Below are 18,949 nucleotides of genomic sequence, written 5' to 3' on the forward strand. Positions count from 1 at the left end.
AAAGAGTATGGATGGCGCGGGAGAGCGTCAAGCGAGGGGCACCGCCGTCAGCTGGAGGCGTGGATCGGCTTCAGAGTGCGCAACTCGGGACGGCTCGCCGGGACGTGGTCCAGCGCCCGGATGGCCGGAAGGTATGCGGGCGGCATAAGCAGCCGCTGGACGAACGAGCGCAGGCCGGCGCGCACCAGGAGGGGATAGAAGCGGATCAGGGGGCGCAGCCACTCGGCGGGCTTCAGCCGCAGCAGGCCACGCACGTGCGCCGGAGCCAGGATCGCCTGCACCCGCAGCAGGAGATGGTACCGCCAGGGGCCGAGGTGCTTCCGGTACTGCGCGTACAGCGCATCGGTGCCATCGCCCCTGACCAGATCGCGGCGCAGGTGGAGGTCGCGATCGGCTCTCCAATCCGCGTACGTCGCCGGTAGATCGGGAATCTGGAGGCCGATGCCCACCCGGCGGAACACGTCGAAGAGCTCCTCCCGCTCGTCCGCGGTCAGGGGCCGCGCGAGCAGCTCGTGCGCCCGCTCGGAGTAGTCGATGAGCATGTAGAGCACGTCGCGGTGCGCCCAATCGGGGATGGATTCGCCACGCTCGTGCTCCACCGCCTGGTGAACGGCCACGATTCGGTCCAGGGTGCGCGCCGCGGTCAGCGCGTCCGCGAAGACGATCCCCTGCGCGTAGCCGGCCGTGGAAAAGAGCCGGTTGATGGGATCGCTCGGCAGCTTCCCGGTAAAGAACAGCCAGTCGATCGCGCGGTTGAGCGCGAACTCGGCCGCGGAGCCGGCGAAGGCGAGGAGCACCATGTCTCCATCTCCCCAGATCCGCCGCACGATGGAACCTCGATCCACGAAATCAGCCACGTTGCCCCCGGTTGATGCTGCTCAGTGCACGACGCCCCGGCGGACCTGCGCCTGGGCGGAGTCGATGTAGGCGCGGTAGCCCGCGGGGTCGATGAACGGCGCCGCCGGGTCCATTGCCGTGTCGCGCGCGGCGAACTTGCGGTACCTCCCCCACAGCCTCCCGTGCGACGTCACCCAGACGTCCGCGGGGAGGCCGCGCAGCACGCGGAAGCTGCGCTCCAGGTCCGCCCGCTGCTCCGGGTACCGCATTCCGCCCAGCACCTTGAGGCTGCACGCGCTCACCACGTTCAGCACGCGCCCGCCGTCGCGCACGGAGAACGACCAGGAGGTGCAGCCGCGTGTGTGCCCGCCCGTGATGTGCGCCGTGAGCGCGAGCGAGCCCACGCGGATCGTATCGCCGTCGTTGAAGCGGTGGTCGACGCGCGCGGCCGGATAACCGATCAGGCCGCTCCACATGAGCGCTCGCAGCGGCAGGAACAGGGCCCGGTCGTCGCCGCCGGATTCGATGACTTCCGCGCTGGCATCGCTGGCCCACAGCTCGGCGCCGGACATCCGCTGCAGCTCCGCGAGCCCGCCCGCGTGATCGCCGTGCGGCTCCGAGTTCAGCAGCACCTTTACGTCCTTGATGTCGAAGCCGAGCTCCTTGATGCTCGCCGCGATCATCGTCGCTGTCCCGGGATAGCCGCCGTCGATCACTACGTGCCCCTCCGGCCCCGCGATCAGAAACGCCGCGATGTCGTTCGCCCCGACGTAGTAGAAGTTGCCGGCGATGCGGAACGGCTTGGCGTACTTCTGCCCGCCACGATCCGAGCTCTCCTTCCAGTTCGTGACGAGGAACACGACCAGGACGGAGACGACTCCGAACAGGATCACCAGCCAGCGCTTGTCAGGGTGGCGCAACAGTCGCGCTCCGGCTCATGGGGAATTGGCTACAGCTCACAATCAAAGTACTCTACAATACAAAGTACGTCAACAGCGCGGCCTGGTGTCCTGCCCGCGCCGCTCCCGCAACTTCCGCCAGCGCCTTACCTTCAACATTCACGCATCCCGCACCAGAAGGAACAAGAATGTCACGCAAAGGCGCAAAGACGCGAAGGAAAGACACGGAACCTCTTTCTTTGCGCCTTTGCGCCTTCGCGTGAGACCTTTTCCTCCGATGCCCGCGGATTCGTGAGAAACGGCATGAGCACCACCCGCGAAGACGAATGGCTGTGGGGCTGGGATACCACACCCGGCATCGTCTCCGTGTGGGCGGATGCGAACGGGCGCGCGTTCGTCTGGCGGCGGCTCAAGGAAACGGGCGCGCTGGTGCAGGAGGAGGAGCGGTTCCGGCCCTGGATCCTGCTCGACGGATTGGACGACCTGCGACACCTCGGCCCGCGGCTCGGGCCCGAGGGCACGCCGGACGCGCGCGTCTGGTACCGCGCGCTGGAGGGGCCGGGCGAGCTGCGCTTCCTGGTCTCCGCACGGAGCGGCGCGGAGCTGGCCAGGGCGGTGCTGCACGGAGCCTCCCGCCGCCTCAACCGACCGGTTGACCACCTGCGAGCGCTGGGCGCGGACCATGTGCTCGCGCTGCCGCCAGAAGAGCAGTACCTGGTGGCCACCGGGCGCACGTACTTCCGCGGCCTCGCCTTCGACGACCTGCACCGGCTGCAGTTCGACCTGGAGACGACGGGGCTGGATGCCACGCGCGACCGCATCTTCATGGTCGCCGTGCGCGATCCGGCGGGCGAGACGCACGTGCTGGAGGCGGATGGCAGCGGCGACGCGGCCGAGGCGGAGCTGATCCGGCGGCTGGTGGCGACGGTGCGCGCGGCCGACCCGGACGTGATCGAGAACCACAACCTGCACGGCTTCGACCTCCCCTTCCTGGCCGAGCGCGCGCGCAGGCTGGGCGTGCCGCTCCCGCTGGGGCGCCTGGCGGGCGTGGGCCTGCGCGAGCGCGCCGCCCGCCGCGGCACCGTGCGCGGCGACGAGGGGCGGCGCGTGCGGCTGCTGGCACCCGGGCGCGAGCTGATCGACACGATGGACGCGGTGATCCGCTACGACTTCTCGGCGCGCGAGCTGCCGGGGCACGGCCTCAAAGCGGTCGCGCGGCACTTCGGGGTGGCGGCGCCGGAGCGGGAGTACGTGCCCGGGAGCCAGGTGTACGCCGTCTACCGCCGCCACCCGGAGCGCGTGCGGCGGTACGCGTCCGACGACGTGGAGGAGGTCGCGGCGCTGGCGCGGCTGCTGGGGGGCGCGGCGTTCGCGCTGGCGCGCATGGCACCGCGCCGCTACGAGCGCCTGGCCGACGCGGGACCGGCCACGGGGGTGATCGACCCGCTCCTGGTGCGGGCCTACCTGCGCGCGGGCGCGGCGCTCCCGGCGCACCGGCCGGGCGACCACACCCCACACCGGGGGGCGGCGCTGCACCTCTTCGCCACCGGCGTCGCGTGGCGTGTGGTCAAGGCGGACGTGGCCAGCCTGTACCCGTCGCTGATGCGCGCCTACCGCATCGGCCCGGAGCATGACCATCTGGGCGCGCTGCTGGCGCTGGTGGACCGGCTGGTGGAGCACCGCCTGGCCGCCAAGACCAGCGCCCGGGCGGCGCCCCCCAACTCGGCGGAGCGGCACACGCACGAGGCGGTCTCGGCGGCGATGAAGGTGGTCGTCAACTCCGCGTACGGCTACCTGGCGGCCCCCGGCCTGACGCGCTTCGCCGACGTGCACGCCGCCAACGAGGTGACGCGACGCGGCCGCGACACTCTGGCGCTGATGTGCCGCGAGCTGGCCGCGCGCGGAGTCACGCTGCTGGAGGCGGACACGGACGGCGTGTACTTCGCCGTCCCCGAGGGGTGGAGCGAGGCGGACGAGCGGCGCGTGGTGGCGGAGGTGGGGGCGCTCCTCCCGCCGCTCGTGCAGCTGGAGTTCGAGGGGCGCTACGCGGCGATGCTCTCGCACGAGCCCAAGAACTACGCGCTGCTGGGCTACGACGGCACACTGACGCTCCGCGGCGTCGCCTTCCGCAGCAGCCGCTCGGAGGCGTTCGGGGAAGCCTTTCTGCGCCGCGCCCTCGAACGCCTCTTCGCGGGCGACCTGGCCGGCGTGCGCGAGGCGTACCTCGCCACGGTGCGCGCCCTGCGCCGCCGCGAGCTCCCCGCCGCCCACGTCGCGTCGCGCATCCGGCTGACGAAGTCGCCCGACGCGTACGCCGCCACGCGCTCCAGCCGCCGCGAGCTGGCGTACGAGGCGCTCCTCGCCAGCGGCCGCACCTCGTGGCGCGTGGGCGAGCGCGTGGACGTGTACCGCACCCAGAACGGCGGCGCCGCCGTGCTGCCGCAGGACGAAGCCGCGCGGGCCGCGCCGCGCGACTACGATGCGGAGCATTACGCGCGCGTGCTCCGCACCCACTTCGCCGCCCGCCTCGCCCGCGCCCTCACTCCCGAGGACTTCTCCACCCTCTTCGCGGGCCCGGACCAGCTCTCCCTCTTCGCCCCCTCCGCCGCCGAAATGCGCCCCGTCCTCTCCGCGACAGGCGCGACCGTCTAACCCCTCCTTCCTTTCTCTCCGTTTCCCTCCGCGGCTCTGTGTGACGCGCGGTTTCGAGCCGCCCGCATACGCCGGAATCGTTTCTGTTGACACCGACAGGAACATCCCTCACTTTACTGTAGACGCCTATAGGAACCCACCCGCCGAGCCGACCGTGAACCCACGCCCGCACATCGACGCCCTCAGGGGCTCGCTCGACCTGCTCGTCCTCAAGACGCTCTCCCTGGCGCCGATGCACGGGTGGGGGATCAGCCAGCGCGTGCAGCAGATCACACAGGGAGTGCTCGAGGTGAACCAGGGGTCGCTCTACCCGGCGCTGCAGCGGCTGGAAAAGGACGGCTTCATCACGAGCGAGTGGGGCGTGACGGAGAACAACCGCCGCGCCCGCTACTACCGCCTCACCGCCGCCGGCAGCAACGCGCTCGGCACGGAGCTGGAGAGCTGGCGGAAGTTCGCCGCCGGCCTCGAAGCCGTCCTCCGCACCTCCTGACCGACGCCCCCGCAAACGCCACCTCCGGAGCACCCCAATGAGATGGATCGACGGAATCCGCGCGCGCCTCGGCCTGCTCTTCGGCGGGCGCGCGGCCGAGGAGCGGATGGACGAGGAGATCGGCTTCCACATCGAGATGGAGACGGAGCGGCTCGTCCGCGAGGAGGGGCTGGAGCCGGTGGAGGCGCGGCGGCGGGCGCTGATCGCGTTCGGTGGGGTGGAGGGGCACAAGGAGGCGCTGCGCGACGGGCGGGGGCTGGCGTGGCTCAGCGGGCTGTCGCTCGACTTCAAGCTCGGCTTCAGGATGCTGGTGAAGTATCCCGGGCTCACGGTAGTCGGCGGGCTGGCGATGGCGTTCGCAATCTGGGCCGGCTCCGTCACCTTTGTGCTGGTGGGCCAGTTCCTGAACCCGGCGCTCCCCCTTCCCGACGCCGAGCGGATCGTGCGCATCCGGACCTGGGACGCCTCGGCGAACGAGGAGGAGCCGCGTGCCCTGAGCGACTTCCTCGCATGGCGCGGCGGCCTGCGCTCGGTGACCGATCTCGGCGCCTACCGCGACGTCTCGCTCAACCTGATTGCCGGCGGAGACGCGGACCGCCCGCTGCGCGCGGCGGAGATCAGCGCTTCGGCGTTCCGCATCGCCCCCGCGCCGCCGCTCCTGGGCCGCGCCCTGGTGCCGGGAGACGAGCGGACGGGTGCGCCGCCGGTGGCCGTGCTGGGCTACGAGGTGTGGCGGACGCGCTTCGCGGGCGACGCGGGCGTCGTGGGGCGCACCGTGCGGCTCGGCGACACGCAGGCGACGGTGGTCGGCGTGATGCCGAAAGGATTCGGGTTTCCCGTATCGCACGAGCTGTGGACGCCGTTCAAGCCGGACGCCATCGTCCCGGCACCGCGCGAGGGGCCGGGCATCGAGGTCTTCGGCCGCCTGGCGCCGGGCGTCACCATGCAGCAGGCGAGAACGGAGCTGGCCGCCATGGGCCGCCGCGCCGCCGCCGAGTGGCCAGACACGCACCGCCACCTGCAGCCGCACCTCACGGGATACACGGACCCGTTCCCCGTGTCGCAGGCGGACATGGCCCTCATGGGCTCGTTCAACGTGTTCGCCATCATGCTCCTGGTCGTCATCTGCTCCAACGTGGCGCTGCTGCTCTTTGCGCGCGCGGCCGGGCGCGAGTCCGAGCTGGTGGTGCGCAGCGCGCTGGGCGCCAGCCGCGGCCGCATCGTGGCGCAGCTCGTGGCCGAGGCGCTCGTGCTGGGGGCCGTGGCGGCCGTGGTGGGGCTGGCCCTGGCGCAGCTCGCGCTCCGCGATTGGGGCATCGAGTTCCTGGAGCGCAACCTGGGGGCGCTCCCCTTCTGGTTCGACGTGAACCTGTCGCCCGCCGCCGTGCTCTACGCCTGCGTGCTCACCCTGCTCGGCGCCGCCATCGCCGGCATGGTGCCCGCGCGCAAGATCACCCGCGGCCTGGGCTCGAGCCTCAAGCAGGGCACGGGCGGTGGCGGCGGGGTGCGGTTTGGAGGGGTGTGGACGGCGGTGATCGTCATGCAGGTCGCCCTCACGGTCGCCTTCCCCGCGGTCACCTTCACGGTGCAGCGCGAGGCGGTGCGGGTGCGCTCGCTCGACGCGGGGTTCGCGTCGCAGGAGTACCTGAGGGTGCAGCTCGACACCGAGATGGGCGCGGACTCGGCCGCGCGGATGGCCCGCTTCGCGGCGACGGTGGAGACGCTGCGCCGGCGCCTGGAGTCGGAGCCCGGTGTCGCGGGGGCCACCTTTGTGGACGTCGTGCCGCTCGACCACCACAGGGGGCGGCGGATCGAGCTGGACGCCCCCTCCGGCCCCGCGGCGGCGGCCGGCCCGCCGCTGGCCAATCCTCTGGTGCGCACCGCGTCCATCGATCCCTCGTACTTCGACGTGCTGAAGGCGCCGGTCCTGGCCGGCCGCGGCTTCGGCGCCGCCGATCTCGGACTGGACGCGCACGTGGTGATCGTGGACCAGGGGTTCGTCGACCGCATGCTGCAGGGGCGCAGCCCGGTCGGCCGGCACGTGCGCTTCCTTAAGCGCGGCGAGCAGACCCCGGACCCCTCTGCCCCCTGGTACGAGATCGTCGGCGTCGTAAGGGATCTCGGGATGACCTCCGCGTTGGACGAAGAGCGCGCGGCGGGGGTGTACCTGCCGGCCGCACCGGGCGGCGATCTCCCGCTCAACATGATCGTCCACGTGCCGGGCGACCCGATGTCGCTGGCCCCGCGCATCCGCGAGATCGCGGCCGAGGTGGATCCCATGCTGCGGCTTACGGAGCTCCAGCCCCTGGACCAAGTCACCAGCGCGATGCTCTGGCTCCTCGGCATGTGGTTCAAGATCACGCTCCTGCTGACGGGTGTGGTGCTCCTGCTCTCGCTCGCCGGCATCTACGCGGTGCTGTCGTTCACCGTGGCGCGGCGGACCCGCGAGATCGGCGTGCGCGTGGCGCTGGGCGCCCCGCGCGCCCGCGTCGTCGCCGCCATCTTCCGCAAGCCGCTCACGCAGGTGGGTGCCGGGATCATGATCGGGTTCATCCTGGTGACGGCCGCGGCGTACGTCGCGGTCGGCCACCGCCCCGACGGCGCGCCGAGGGACCCCGACGCGGCCCTCACGCTGGGGAACATCGCGCTGCTCGTGGCCAACGCGCTGGTCATGCTGGCCATCTGCATGCTCGCCTGCGTGGTGCCCACCCGCCGCGCGCTCCGCGTGCAGCCCAGCGAGGCGCTGCGAGCGGACTGAGGAGAGGTAACAACGACAACAACGGGCCTCACACAGAGCCACAGAGGAAAACCGAAAGACCAACGAAGAGGAGGGAGCCCCGGTGCGGGGCTCCCTCCTTCTTTCCTCACCTGCCCCCGCGTGTCTCGGTCGGCGCTTCACGGGCGCCAGGCGGATTCGCTCATCGATGACGTCCACGCGAGCGGCAGCCGCATCCCCGTCGTGACGTCGATCAGGATCACCGGCGGGCCCCACTCCGCCGCGACCAGAAGCCACCGCCCGTCCGGGCTCCAGTCGAACCACGCGACGCGCCCGCCGTATGCGCCCAGGTCACGGATCAGCGTGCCGTCCGGGCGAATGAGGCGCAGCACCTCGTTGCGGTCGTGGTAGACCAGGTCACCAGCCGGCGACCACCCGATGCTGGACCCCGACAGCGAAAACCCCACCCGCGTGAGCGTCGCCAGGTCCAGGATCCGGACAAAGGTCTCACCATCCGTATAGTTCGGGTTCGCGACGTAGGCGAGGTACCGTCCATCCGGCGAAGGAGAAGGCGCGTAGTTGTAGGTGGCGTTGTAAGGAGTGTCGTGGGCCGGGTTGACCCGCTCCAGCCCCGAACCGTCCGGCCGCACGCGGAAGAGGATGGTCATGTTGCTGAAGTAGATCCACTGCCCGTCGCGGGAGAAACGGGCACCGCGAGTCACTTGCCCCAGGACCATGCGCGATCCGGCGCCCGCGGGATCGACCAGCGTGAGACCCGTGGCTTGCGAGAGGAGCACCTCCGCGCCGTTGGGCGACCACGCCACACCCTGCGCCGGCCGCCCGGTTCGGTTGAGCCCGGGAGCGATCGCGCGCATCTGCGACCCGTCGAGCTGAAAGGTCGCCACGTCCGTCGCGGTGCCGTTGATGCCGTTGTACGTACGCACGGCGAGCACTCCCCGCGGCACCACGCTCACATCCACCGTGTCGGTGAGCGTTCCAGAACGGGCCACCACCCGCGCGCGGCCGAACTGTTCCCCGCTGACGATGCCATCGCGCACGGCTACCGCGCCCGAAAGCGCGGTGAACACCGGCTGCATGTTGAGCGGGTTCAACGACTGGTCGGTCACGGCCGCCCGAAGACGGTAGCTGCCGCCCACGTACACCACGCTGTCGGCCGGCCCCACGGACACGATGGCCGGAGCACCGGGCAGCACCGTGTAGGACGCGGTGTCCTCGGCGCTCAGCGCGGGCACGGTTACGATCACGTGCGCCGGACCCGCGCGCGTTCCAAACCGCACCAGGGCCGATGCGTAGCCCTGCGCATCGGTGGTATCCACCCCGAACCCCAGCATCCGCCCTGCGCCGTCTACCAGGGTCATCCCCAGGTCTAATCCGCCGCGGAACCGAACCTCGAGCCCGGGACGTGCTTTGCCGTCCGCTCCGCGCACACGCACGCGCAGGGGCGACGCCGGAACGGCGAGGATCGTGTCCGTCAGCGCCGCACCCGATATGATGTTGACTCCGGGCTGGCCCGGCTCCGGCGTCCCGGTGGAATCCCCGGAGCATGCGGCAGTCGCCGCCAACAGAAGCGCCGCGGCGCACTGACGCCGCGGTCTGGTTCCCAAAGACATTACACGCGTGTCGGAAGAATGGAGGCCGCCCATGGATGAAGCTCCCCGGGACGCGGCGCGCCACAGTATCCAGGACGACTTTAGTGCAGGCACCACAACAAGATACATACCGTCTGGCAATATTTCCACCCCACCGCTTACTTCGCGCACCTGGTACATCAGGACGAGAACGGATGGCCTCACACGGAGCTCCTTCCGTTCTTTCCGTTTCCCTCTGTGGCTCTGTGTGACGCGCCGTTCAGGACGCCGACGCCGTCACTGCACCGGTATGGCGGGCGGCGTTCGGCGCCGATAATTTCCGGCAACCTCTCACCCCCCTCCCCGAGCCGAATGCCCCGCACCGACGCTCCCGCGACCGTCTCGCTCGCGATCTACGACGAGGTCCGCGCCCTTATCGTGTGCGGCCGGATCCTGCCGGGTACGCGAGTCACTGAGGCGGACGTCGCAAAGGAGCTGGGGGTCAGCCGCACGCCCGCCCGCGAAGCGCTGCGGCGCCTGCAACAGGAGCGGCTGCTCGTGCCGACGGGGGCGAGCGACGGCGCCAAGGTGCGCCTCGCCGTGGCGCCGATGACGGCCGGCGAGGCGCGCGAGCTGGGCACCGCGGCGGGCGCGCTGGAGGGCGTCATCGTCCGCAACGTGAAGGATTGCGATGCGGACGAGCGGCTTGCGCTTGCGGCGGAGCTGGCGAAGGCGCAGGCGGCATTCCGGCGCGAGGCTACGAAACGCACACCTGACTGGGACCGGCTGTTCGAGCTGCACCACGCGTTTCACGGGCTGCTGAGGGCCAGGCTCGCCGGGCCGCGCCTCTGCCTGCTGCTGGACGGGCTGCGTTCGCACCTCGATCGGTACGAGTACTTCTACGGTCCGCTCCACGGCTCGGAGGGCTTCGAGGAAACCTTCGAGGAGCACGACGCGATCGTTGCGGCGATCGAGTCGGGGCACGCGGAGGTCGCGGAGCGTGCGGTGCGTACCAACTGGTTCAATGGCGCCGACCGGCTCGCGAAGATCGTAGAACGGGTGGGCGAAGCCGGGTTCCTGAGCGGATTCTCGTCGGCGCAGCACCACACACCCGCCTCGGCCCGCGGCCTAACCGGCTGAGCGGCGCCGCCCGATCTCCACGCCATCAGACGTACACAGCGACAGGGCTACTGCCGGGCATCGAGACCAATCTGCGCGTGCAGCCAATCATGCCGATCCTGCGCGGCCTGTAGATTGAGTCCGTGTCCCGCGTCGTACCAGCGGATCGTCCTGGGCTCCGGCACGGCGGTGTGCAACGCCTCCGCATCGGCCGGGGGCACCAGGGTGTCCGTTCGTCCGTTTTGCAGCAGCAGCGCGGTGGATGCGTGCGGAATGAACCGGATCGGCTCGATGGGTACCATCTCCCGGAACCAGTCGGCGCGTGTCGCGCAGGGCAGGCTGGCCATGAAGTTGGAATCTTCCGGACCGGTGAAGTGCGAGACGAGACCGCCGTCTCCCACCACGAGTACCGCGGCTTTGAGGCGCCGTTCGATGCCGGCGAACAGCGCACCCATCGCGCCGCCGTAGCTGATGCCCACGTAGGCGATGCGATCATCGTCGACGTTGGGCCGCGCGCGCAACACGTCGACGGCGCGTTGCAGATCCTTGATCAGCTGGATCTGCTCGGCCCGATCCGCGGTGCTGAACCGGACGGGCTGTCCGGCGCGGCGGGCAAACGGCGCATCGATCGCGATCACCACCGCACCGTGCTCCGCGAGCATCTGCGCGGTGTTCGCCATGCCGCGCGCAGTCCCGGGCATGCCGTGCATGAGCACGATGCCGGGGCGCAGACCCGAGCGATTCACCGGATCGAACATCAATCCGGTCGCCGATCCGCCGTCCGGACTGCCAGGAGATGGTGCTGACCTCCACGCCCCTGTTCGTGGATTCGACCGCCTTTTGCAGGTTCAGTGGCGCGTTGGCGTCGTACGCGAACAGGTCCCGCTCCGCGGCGGTCGCCACGCCTCCGAAGTCAGGACGTGCGACCGCACAGGAATCGGCGGTGGGGCCCGGCTCCGTGGCCGAGGACCCCGTGCATGCGGAAACGAACAAAGCGAGCATCGCGATCACCGGTTTCATGAGCACTCTCCAGAGAGGGTCATCGAAGCAGTGAGAGAACAACGGAGAAAAGCATCACACGGGGGCCACAGAAGGAACTGAAAGCTTCAGAAAAAACTTTTGCGGTTCTCTCTGTTCCTCTGTGGCTCTGTGTGAGCCATGCAGTTGCAGTTCTCTCTGCGCCTCGTCAGCCCCCGGCGGGCGTGGCCGGAAGGCGGTTGAGGATGAAGCCCACCACTTGTGTCGCGGCCGGCGGGTCGAAGTTCGACAGAACGACGACCACGTACCCGCCGTTCGGCTCGAACACGAGGTCCCCGTTCATCCCCGGCGCGCCCCCGCCGTGCCCCACGAACCGCCGGCCGCCCACCATGCGGTCCATGAACCCATAGGCGTACTGAATCGTCGGGTTGACCGGAACCTTGCCGGCAAGGAGCTGCGCCGTGTGCGCCGAGTCCAGGAGCCGGCGCTCGCGAACCGCGACGGCGAAGCGCGCGAAGTCCCCCACGGTGGAGTACCCGCCCCCCGCGGGCGTGCCGCGGTAGGGCAGCGTCGGCGCGTTCGACACGAGCGGGCCGGACGCCCCCCCCTGCCGCATGTAGCCGACCGACCGCCCCGGCACGAGCGAGTCCTCCGGTGCCGTGCCGGTGGCCGTCATCCCCGCCGGCGCGAGCACGCGTGAGGCGACGTAGTCGTCGTAGCCCATTCCGCCCACCCGCTCGACGACGGCGCCGAGAAGCATGAAGCCGTAGTTGCTGTACACGTGCTGCGCCCCCGGCTCGAACTGCAGGCCGCGCGTGCCGTAAAGCTGGAGGTAGTCCGACGTGTTGCGAAGCTGGGTGCGGTTCGCCACGAACTGCGGCCCGAAGATGTCGCCCGTGCCGCCGGTGTGGGTGAGCAGGTGGTGCAGCGTGACCTTGGACGCCACGTCCGCGTTCGGGTAGTCCGTGAGGTAGGTGCCCAGCGGCACGTCCAGGCGCAGCTTTCCGGCCTGCACGAGCTGCATCGCGGAGACCGCGGTCAGCATCTTGTACATAGACCCGGCGCGGAACTGCGTGAGCGGCGTGTTCGGGATGTTCCGCTCCCGGTCGGCGAGGCCGTAGGCGCCCTCGAACACCGTTTGTCCGTTGCGGGCGACGAGCACGGCGCCGGAAAACTGGCCCGCCTGCGTGACGGTCTCGAGGTGCGCGCGGAGCGCGGCAACGAAGGCCGAGTCGGGCGACGCCTGGGCGGTGTCCGGTCCGAGTACGTTGGGCTCGCCGGCGCCGCACGCGGCGCAGGCCAGCAGGGCAAGGGCAGCAACGATCCGCATCGCGTCCTCCGTGTCGAAGAAAAAGTGAACAGATGGCCTCACGCAGAGCCACAGAGGCAACCGAGAGAAAAGCAGAAGGAACCTCCTGTGGCCTTTCCGTTCCCTCTGTGTCTCTGTGTGATGCTTCATCGAACCGCTTTGCTAGCCGTGGGTGCGGGCTGTCTGGGGTCGATACCAATCGTTTCCACCAGCCAATCATGCCTGTCGTACAAGGCTTGTTGGCTGAGGTTGTGTCCCGCCGTATACCAGCGAACCGTTTTGGGCTGCGGCGCGGCTGCGTGCAGCTCCGCCGCGTCGGCAGCGGGTATGAAGGGGTCCGCCGTCCCGTTCTGCAGCAGCAACGGGACGTTGGCGTGCCCGACGAACCGGATCGGCTCTATGGGTGCCATCGCTCGAATCCAGGCGACGCGTCTGGCACACGGGAAACCGGAGATGAGCTTGAAGCCTTCGGGGCCGGTGGCGTGCGAGACCTGGCCGCCGTGCCCCACCACGAGCGCCGCCGTTTTGAGGCGCCGTTCGATGCCGGCGAACAGCGCACCCGTCGCGCCGCCCCAGCTGAAGCCCACGAAGGCGATGCGGTCATCGTCTACATTGGGACGTGAGCGCAGCACGTCCACGGCGCGTTGCAGGTCCTTGATCACCTGGATCTGCTCGGTCCGATCCTGCTCGGTTATCGTCAGGTAGGGCGGTGTCGCGCGGCGATTCCAGGGCGCATCGATCGCGATTACTACCGCACCGTATTGTGCGTAGCTCTGCGCCTGGAACGTAACGGAGCTCGCATCGCCGGGCAGCCCGTGCATCAGCACCATGCCGGGGCGGAGACCCGCGCGCGTGACCGGGTCCCACATCTTTCCGCTCACCAGACCGCCGTCCGGACTGCTGAAGGAAATGTTGCTGACCTCCACGCCATTGATCGTGGATTCGGCCGTCTTCTGCAGATTCAGCGGTGCATCGACGTCGTAGCTGAACAGCTTTCGGTCTTCCGCGGTGGCCATCCCGCCGAAGTCGGGGCGTGCGCCCGTACACGAGTCGGCGTGCACGCGAACCCGGACGGAGTCACGCACCTCCGGGCGGTCCAGGAGCGCGGCGACGACGTAAGTGGACCCTGCCGCCACGGCGCTGATGGCGCCGCTGGCGTTCACGGTAGCCACACTCTGATCGCGAGAGACGTACTGGATCGCCCCGCCGGCGTTGCGCACCGTGGCGTTCAGCGCGGACGATTCGTATACGCCCACGACCACGCTGTCCGGGGAAAGCGTGAGCTGCGGATCGCCGGCCTGTTCGACCGGGTTATCGCCGCACGCCAGGAACGCCGCTGCCGCCAGCGTCACGGCGACGATTGCCTTTGCCGGTTTCATCCACACTCTCCAAAGTGGCTGGTACGCTGCGCTCTCAGACGGCTCCGCGGCTCACGTCACGGGAAGGTCGAAAACAGGTCGTGCGCCGGAAACGATGTGGCGCCCGCGAGCGCATCCCATAGCGCGGCGTTGAGCTCGTTGTCGAAGTTGGGCGTCCAGGAGCGGGCGTTGAACAGCGCGACCCACGAGAAGTTGTGGTACGAGCGCACGAGAATGCTCGTGGTGCCGGGCAGCGCTCCCCCGTGCGACCAGGTGGCGTCGCCCTGGGCTGGGCGAACCAGCCATCCGAATGCGTAGTAGCACGCGCCACTGGCACAGACCGTGGGGCCACTGCTGGTCATCTCCGAGACGATTGCGGCGCTGAGGATGTCCGGGCGATTGGCGCGGCCGTCGACGCCGGCAAGGAATCGCAGGAGATCGACGGTCGACGAGACCCAGGCGCCGCTTGCATCGAACGATTCGATGTGGAAGCCGCCGTACGGAATGGGCGCCGTGCCTTCGCCCGGGAACACGGACGGCACCATCGGCGCGGTCATGCCCAGCCCGGGTTCCCCCGGCAGATAGTACTTCACCTCGCCTGCGAGCGCGTGGCCCATGCGCGTCTTGCCCGACCGCGTGCGATTGGCGCCCACCGGCAGCAGCACGCGTGCGCGCACGTAATCCTCGTACCGCATGCCGCTCAAACGCTCGATCACGCGGCCGAGAATGGCGTAGCCGAAATTCGAGTAGACGTACCTTTCGCCCGGATTGAAGTCGAGCGGCATTCCCTTCATGTAGCGGATGATCGTTTCACCGGAAGCGGGAGCCGGCGCGTTGACCGCGGCCGCGGCGATCCCCGGCCGATCCATGGGATCGAATCCGCCATTCGGTTTGGCGCGATCCCAGCCCCCGGTGTGGTTGAGCAGATGCCGAATGGTGATCTGCTCCCACCGCGGATCGACCGTCGCTCCCGGCGCAGGGGTGAGGTGCGCGATGAGTGGCGCCACGCGATCGTCGAGCTTGAGCTTGCCTTCTTCCACCAGCGTCATGACGGCGGCGCTGGTGATCGGCTTGGACACGCTGGCGATCCGGAAGAGCGCGTCGGGCTGCACCGGCGTCTTGGCCGCGACATCCGCGTAGCCAAAGCCTCGCGCATAGATCAGCTTGCCGTCGCGCAGCACGGCGACCGCGCCCCCGGGAATGGCGTACTTCCGCATGAAACCGGCGATCGCCTGATCGTAGGATCCCATTCCCGGCACCGCGGCGCCGCTGATCGGGATCTCCTGTTCCGCGGGAGGCGTAACCGGAGGAGTGACGGGCGGCGCAGTCGGCTCATCGCTGCAGGAAAGCAGACCCGCGAGGCAGGCGATCCTTGCGGCCGTGATGGTAATCGATCTGCCGGAGCCGCCGCGCGCGCGTCTCACGGGACGACGCAGGCAAAAGGATACACGTTCACGCATGGATCCCCGTGTGTTTGGTGGGTGGAGTGCAGCGGCGAACAACCGAGTCATCAACGCTCCTGCGCGTTTCATCAACACGGCGGCGCGCGTCGGGAGCAGCGCGGAAAGCCGATCAGCCGGAAACCGCCCGATCCGCCCTTCGCCCGGGGCGACTAGTGCTGCGGGGCGCCACGCGGCGACCAGTCCAGCGGCATCGGCGCCGGTGCCGAGCCGACCGCGCGTGCCAGGGTGCCGTCGAAGGGCTCGGGGCAGCCGTTCGAGTTGCCATACCGCCAGGTCCACCGCGTGCCGCCCGGGTACAGAACGCGCACGCAGTCACCGCGGTTGCCCCAGGCGGGCGCGGCGCGACCCCAGTACAGCTCGGTCGGCGTGCCGACGCCAGAGCCGCTGAAGATGCGCACGTTCCTCCCCGCCTCGATGCGGAAGCCTGCCGGAAAGCTGAACTCGTCTCCCGCGTTGTTGCGGAGCCGGTAGCCGCTCACGTCGTGCGACGACCCTGCGTAGCGCGCGTCGGAGACGATCTCGACGAACTCGTTGTTCGGATTCGACGCATCGTTCTCACCCATGAAGCGGATGCGTGCGATCCCGACGGGCCACTGCTCTCCATTCCCATTGAACGGGGGCAACCCGATCTCGCGATAGAGCTGGACGCGGCTCCCTGCGCCCCACAGCTCCTGACTCGGCACGCCAAGCGAGTGCGTGCTCCACGGATCGGTGAACGGAGCGGTCCATCCGTACGGGTCCGTGGCGCTCCAGGCTCCACTCGCACGCTTGCGCAGCGTCGTGAAGTGCAGGTGGGGCGCGGTGCTGCACCCCGTATTCCCAGACTGCCCGATCACCTGCCCCGCCGTCACCATCTGGCCACTCGAGACGCTCAGCTGGCTGAAGTGGCCGTATTGCGTGCGGACCGTTTCGCCACTGGGCAGCAGGTGCTCGAGCTGCACCCACAGCCCCGCGACGGTGGAGTTGAGCAGCGGGCAGAAGAAGGGAGTCTCGCTGCCGGCGAACAGCACCTGACCCGGCGCCACGGCGCGCAGCGGCGTACCTGTGGGCAGGGCCCAGTCGTAGCCGTTGTGCCCGTCGATTCCGCTCACGTCCTCGCCCCAGAACGCCCGCAGTATCCCGTTGTTGTACTGCGTCTGGAACTGCAGCGGCACGTCGTGATCGAAAGGGCTGCTCACGGGGAAGTTTCCCGAGAATGGGCGCGTGAACAGCTCCGTGGCCACGGGCAGCGTGACGGTGACCTCCACCCGTGCCGTGATCCCGTCACTCGTCGCGCTGACGGTGGCCACGCCCGGCGTCATCGCTGATATCGACCCCTGGTTCACGGTGGCGATGTTAGGCGCGCTGGTGGACCAGGAGACCTCGCGGCCGGTGAGCACGGCGCCGCTCGCGTCGCGAAAGATCGCCGTGAGCTGGCCGGTGCTCCCGGCTACGAGAAGCAATGGCGCGGGTTGCAGGGTGATGCTGCCGACAGGCACCGGCGCGCCGGACGGATCGCCGTCGCATGCGGCGGCAAACAGCACAGCCGCCAGAACCGGTATGATCGGAAGCTTCTTCATACGATCCTGCCTGGTGAATGATTTTCTCCAGCCGCCGCGCAACTCCTGCCTCTGTCAATTCGACCACGCTGCGCCGCCGGTAGCCGCCGGGGCAGCCGCTCAGCGCAGCCGGGTCAGCCGGACGATGCGCGCCGCCGGCGCCATCGACACGAGCTCCAGCGAGATCCCGCGTGGCCCGTCTCCCCGAGCCGATGCGGCTGATCGTCTCCATCAGCGAGCGTGGCCAGCCCGCTCGCTCAGGATGCTGGCCGTGCGGTCGCGGCGGCTGGCAGGCGTTGTGGGCGTACTCGTGAAGGAACATCCCCGCCGCGTAGCTCACATTCTGGTTCTGCGGCATTGCGAACCGCTCGGCGCTGTGGAGGCTGACCACCATCTCGGACGCACGCGGGCAGCTCGCCTGGCTGGCGACGTTCACGGTCGGCAGCGGCCCGTCGCAGGCGAAGCCGGTGCCGAACTGGTGCGAGCCGAGCAGCACGTAGAAGCGCCCGCCGCCGCCCGCGGAAGGCTGGAAGTCGTCTGCGAAGAGCGAGCGCATGGTCGGCAGCAGCAGCCGGTCCGGCGTCGCCGCAGCATCGCGCAGCCAGCCGGCCTTCACCGGGTCGAGGTACGCCGCGGCCAACGGGTGCCGCAGATCGACGGCGACGCGGCCCGAGACGGCGACGACCTTCGCCTGGGGGCTGGGCACCGACTCCGCCAGCTTATGGCAGATCCCCGGCTGCCCGGAGAACCGATCGGCGAAGCGCAGCGTGTCCCCGGCGGCCGCCGTCGCATAGCGCGGGTCGAAGGGCGCCGGCGCTTGCGAGTAGTTGCCCGCCAGCGCGGCCAATCCGGGCATCGCGCGCTCCAGCGGCGTGCCGGCACCCTGCGCGGAGGATGGTGCCAGCGGTCCCCGTGCGCCGGACGATGCGAGCGCCCAGGAGGCGGACGGAGACCAGCATCCGCGGGGAAACCACCTCCGCCGTCGGGATCGCCAGGTTGGCGGCGCTCAGCACGTGGTCCTCGTCGGTTGCCGGCAGGCGCAGGCAGCGCGGGTCGTCTTCCGTGAGTACGCGTGACCCGGCCCGGCGAAGCGAGACGCTCGGCGGCAAGTATACGACGGCGCCGACCGGCGCCGATCCAATGGCCGACACATTAACCGCGCGCACCCGGAGCTCGGCGACGCTGTCGGACCTGGCGACGAGCTCCGTCGCTTCCACGCCGTCGAGCAGGAGCGAGAGCAGGCGGGTGAGGCCAGAGCCGCGGACGTTCGCGAGCTGCCCGGGACGGGGCGTGTCGACGGAGGTCACGTGGACCGGCCCCGCCGGTTCTACGGGTGCGCCATCGCAGGCGGCGATCAGCGCGACGAAGAGCGCGGGGAGCAGCGGGGCACGGCGCATGAGCGGCCTTCGGGTCGTGGCGCTGGTGGTGGACGGCGGCGCCCCTGCATTGGAACGCCCAGGCCAGGTCGAATTCTTTACATCCCGCGGCTACCATGTGACGTAAATCTCGGCCACCACGTAGCCGCCGCTGCGTCAGCAGCCCGGAATGTTGACCAGCTGGAACCGCCCGACGTCGAAGACGTTGCCGCGATTTCGACGCCTACAGAAGTCGTATTCATCACGCCACGGGTGTACCCGGGGCCGGTTCGAGCCGGTGAGTGCAGGGGGAGACGTCGTCCCCGGCATAAGATGTAGATGTCTGGACAGACCCGTTTATTACATCACGGAGGGGGAGGCGAACGAGACGGTGGTGATGGAGAGGCGACGCAGCGCGCGATGGGGTGCGGGTGATGAGCCCGCACCGTCGCCGGCCCGCGCCTAAGCGCAGAGACGCAGAAGAGAAACAACGAGAACAGATGGGCTCACACAGTAGGCGTTCGACAGTGAAAGCTACACGCGAGAGACGGAATTGGCGCCATTGCTGGACTTTCGTATCCAAAATCGTTGGATTCACCGAAAACATGTTGTACATGGATTTCTACTCCGCCTTGACTTCGCAGCA

Annotated in this window: 14 protein-coding genes; 5 read left to right on the top strand and 9 right to left on the bottom strand. The window is 69.5% G+C overall.

The features are described 5' to 3' along the window. Nucleotides 1-47: 47 nt before the first annotated feature. Nucleotides 48-857, bottom strand: a complete 810-nt coding sequence (locus VF584_20015; GenBank protein ID HEX8212473.1) for an oxygenase MpaB family protein — start codon at nt 855-857, stop codon at nt 48-50. A 21-nt stretch (nt 858-878) separates the two neighbouring features. Further along, nucleotides 879-1,757, bottom strand: coding sequence for a subclass B3 metallo-beta-lactamase (gene bla, locus VF584_20020; protein HEX8212474.1), 879 nt, complete (start codon nt 1,755-1,757; stop codon nt 879-881). A 282-nt stretch (nt 1,758-2,039) separates the two neighbouring features. Here bla and VF584_20025 point away from each other — a divergent pair, with 282 nt between their 5' ends. From VF584_20025 to VF584_20035, 3 genes are all read left to right on the top strand, one after another. After that, the gene (locus VF584_20025; GenBank protein HEX8212475.1) at nt 2,040-4,388 is read left to right on the top strand and encodes a ribonuclease H-like domain-containing protein; all 2,349 of its coding nucleotides are present in this window, start codon (nt 2,040-2,042) and stop codon (nt 4,386-4,388) included. Between the two features lie 154 nt (nt 4,389-4,542). Next, nucleotides 4,543-4,878: a PadR family transcriptional regulator gene (locus tag VF584_20030; GenBank protein ID HEX8212476.1), complete on the top strand. Its 336-nt coding sequence runs from the start codon at nt 4,543-4,545 to the stop codon at nt 4,876-4,878. A 37-nt stretch (nt 4,879-4,915) separates the two neighbouring features. Next, nucleotides 4,916-7,636 carry an ABC transporter permease gene (locus VF584_20035; GenBank protein HEX8212477.1) on the top strand — a complete coding sequence of 907 codons (2,721 nt, stop codon included), beginning with the start codon at nt 4,916-4,918 and terminating at the stop codon, nt 7,634-7,636. A 137-nt stretch (nt 7,637-7,773) separates the two neighbouring features. On the opposite strand, the gene VF584_20040 is transcribed toward VF584_20035, so the two are convergent. Further along, entirely contained in the window at nt 7,774-8,973 is a 1,200-nt protein-coding gene (locus VF584_20040; protein ID HEX8212478.1) for a hypothetical protein, read from the bottom strand. A 582-nt stretch (nt 8,974-9,555) separates the two neighbouring features. Here VF584_20040 and VF584_20045 point away from each other — a divergent pair. After that, the gene (locus VF584_20045) at nt 9,556-10,323 is read left to right on the top strand and encodes a GntR family transcriptional regulator (GenBank protein HEX8212479.1); all 768 of its coding nucleotides are present in this window, start codon (nt 9,556-9,558) and stop codon (nt 10,321-10,323) included. Between the two features lie 47 nt (nt 10,324-10,370). On the opposite strand, the gene VF584_20050 is transcribed toward VF584_20045, so the two are convergent. The 6 genes from VF584_20050 to VF584_20075 all read right to left on the bottom strand — a co-directional run bounded on the left by VF584_20050 (nt 10,371) and on the right by VF584_20075 (nt 17,804). Further along, nucleotides 10,371-11,060 carry an alpha/beta fold hydrolase gene (locus VF584_20050; GenBank protein HEX8212480.1) on the bottom strand — a complete coding sequence of 230 codons (690 nt, stop codon included), beginning with the start codon at nt 11,058-11,060 and terminating at the stop codon, nt 10,371-10,373. Nucleotides 11,061-11,488: 428 nt separating this feature from the next. Further along, complete coding sequence (locus VF584_20055) at nt 11,489-12,610, bottom strand: serine hydrolase domain-containing protein (GenBank protein HEX8212481.1); 1,122 nt, start codon at nt 12,608-12,610, stop codon at nt 11,489-11,491. A gap of 125 nt (nt 12,611-12,735) precedes the next feature. Beyond that, nucleotides 12,736-13,968, bottom strand: coding sequence for an acetylxylan esterase (locus VF584_20060; protein HEX8212482.1), 1,233 nt, complete (start codon nt 13,966-13,968; stop codon nt 12,736-12,738). 56 nt (nt 13,969-14,024) lie between these two features. Beyond that, entirely contained in the window at nt 14,025-15,197 is a 1,173-nt protein-coding gene (locus VF584_20065) for a serine hydrolase domain-containing protein (GenBank protein ID HEX8212483.1), read from the bottom strand. 362 nt (nt 15,198-15,559) lie between these two features. Beyond that, nucleotides 15,560-16,852, bottom strand: a complete 1,293-nt coding sequence (locus VF584_20070) for a peptidoglycan DD-metalloendopeptidase family protein (protein HEX8212484.1) — start codon at nt 16,850-16,852, stop codon at nt 15,560-15,562. Beyond that, nucleotides 16,746-17,804 carry a hypothetical protein gene (locus VF584_20075; GenBank protein HEX8212485.1) on the bottom strand — a complete coding sequence of 353 codons (1,059 nt, stop codon included), beginning with the start codon at nt 17,802-17,804 and terminating at the stop codon, nt 16,746-16,748. Before VF584_20075 ends, VF584_20070 begins: the two co-directional genes overlap by 107 nt. A 284-nt stretch (nt 17,805-18,088) precedes the next feature. On the opposite strand from VF584_20075, the gene VF584_20080 reads away from it, so the two are divergent. Next, a complete protein-coding gene (locus VF584_20080) occupies nt 18,089-18,451 on the top strand; it encodes a hypothetical protein (protein HEX8212486.1) in 363 nt (120 codons plus the stop codon). Nucleotides 18,452-18,949 lie beyond the last annotated feature (498 nt).

It is taken from the genome of Longimicrobium sp., assembly GCA_036389135.1.
Taxonomy (GTDB): domain Bacteria; phylum Gemmatimonadota; class Gemmatimonadetes; order Longimicrobiales; family Longimicrobiaceae; genus Longimicrobium.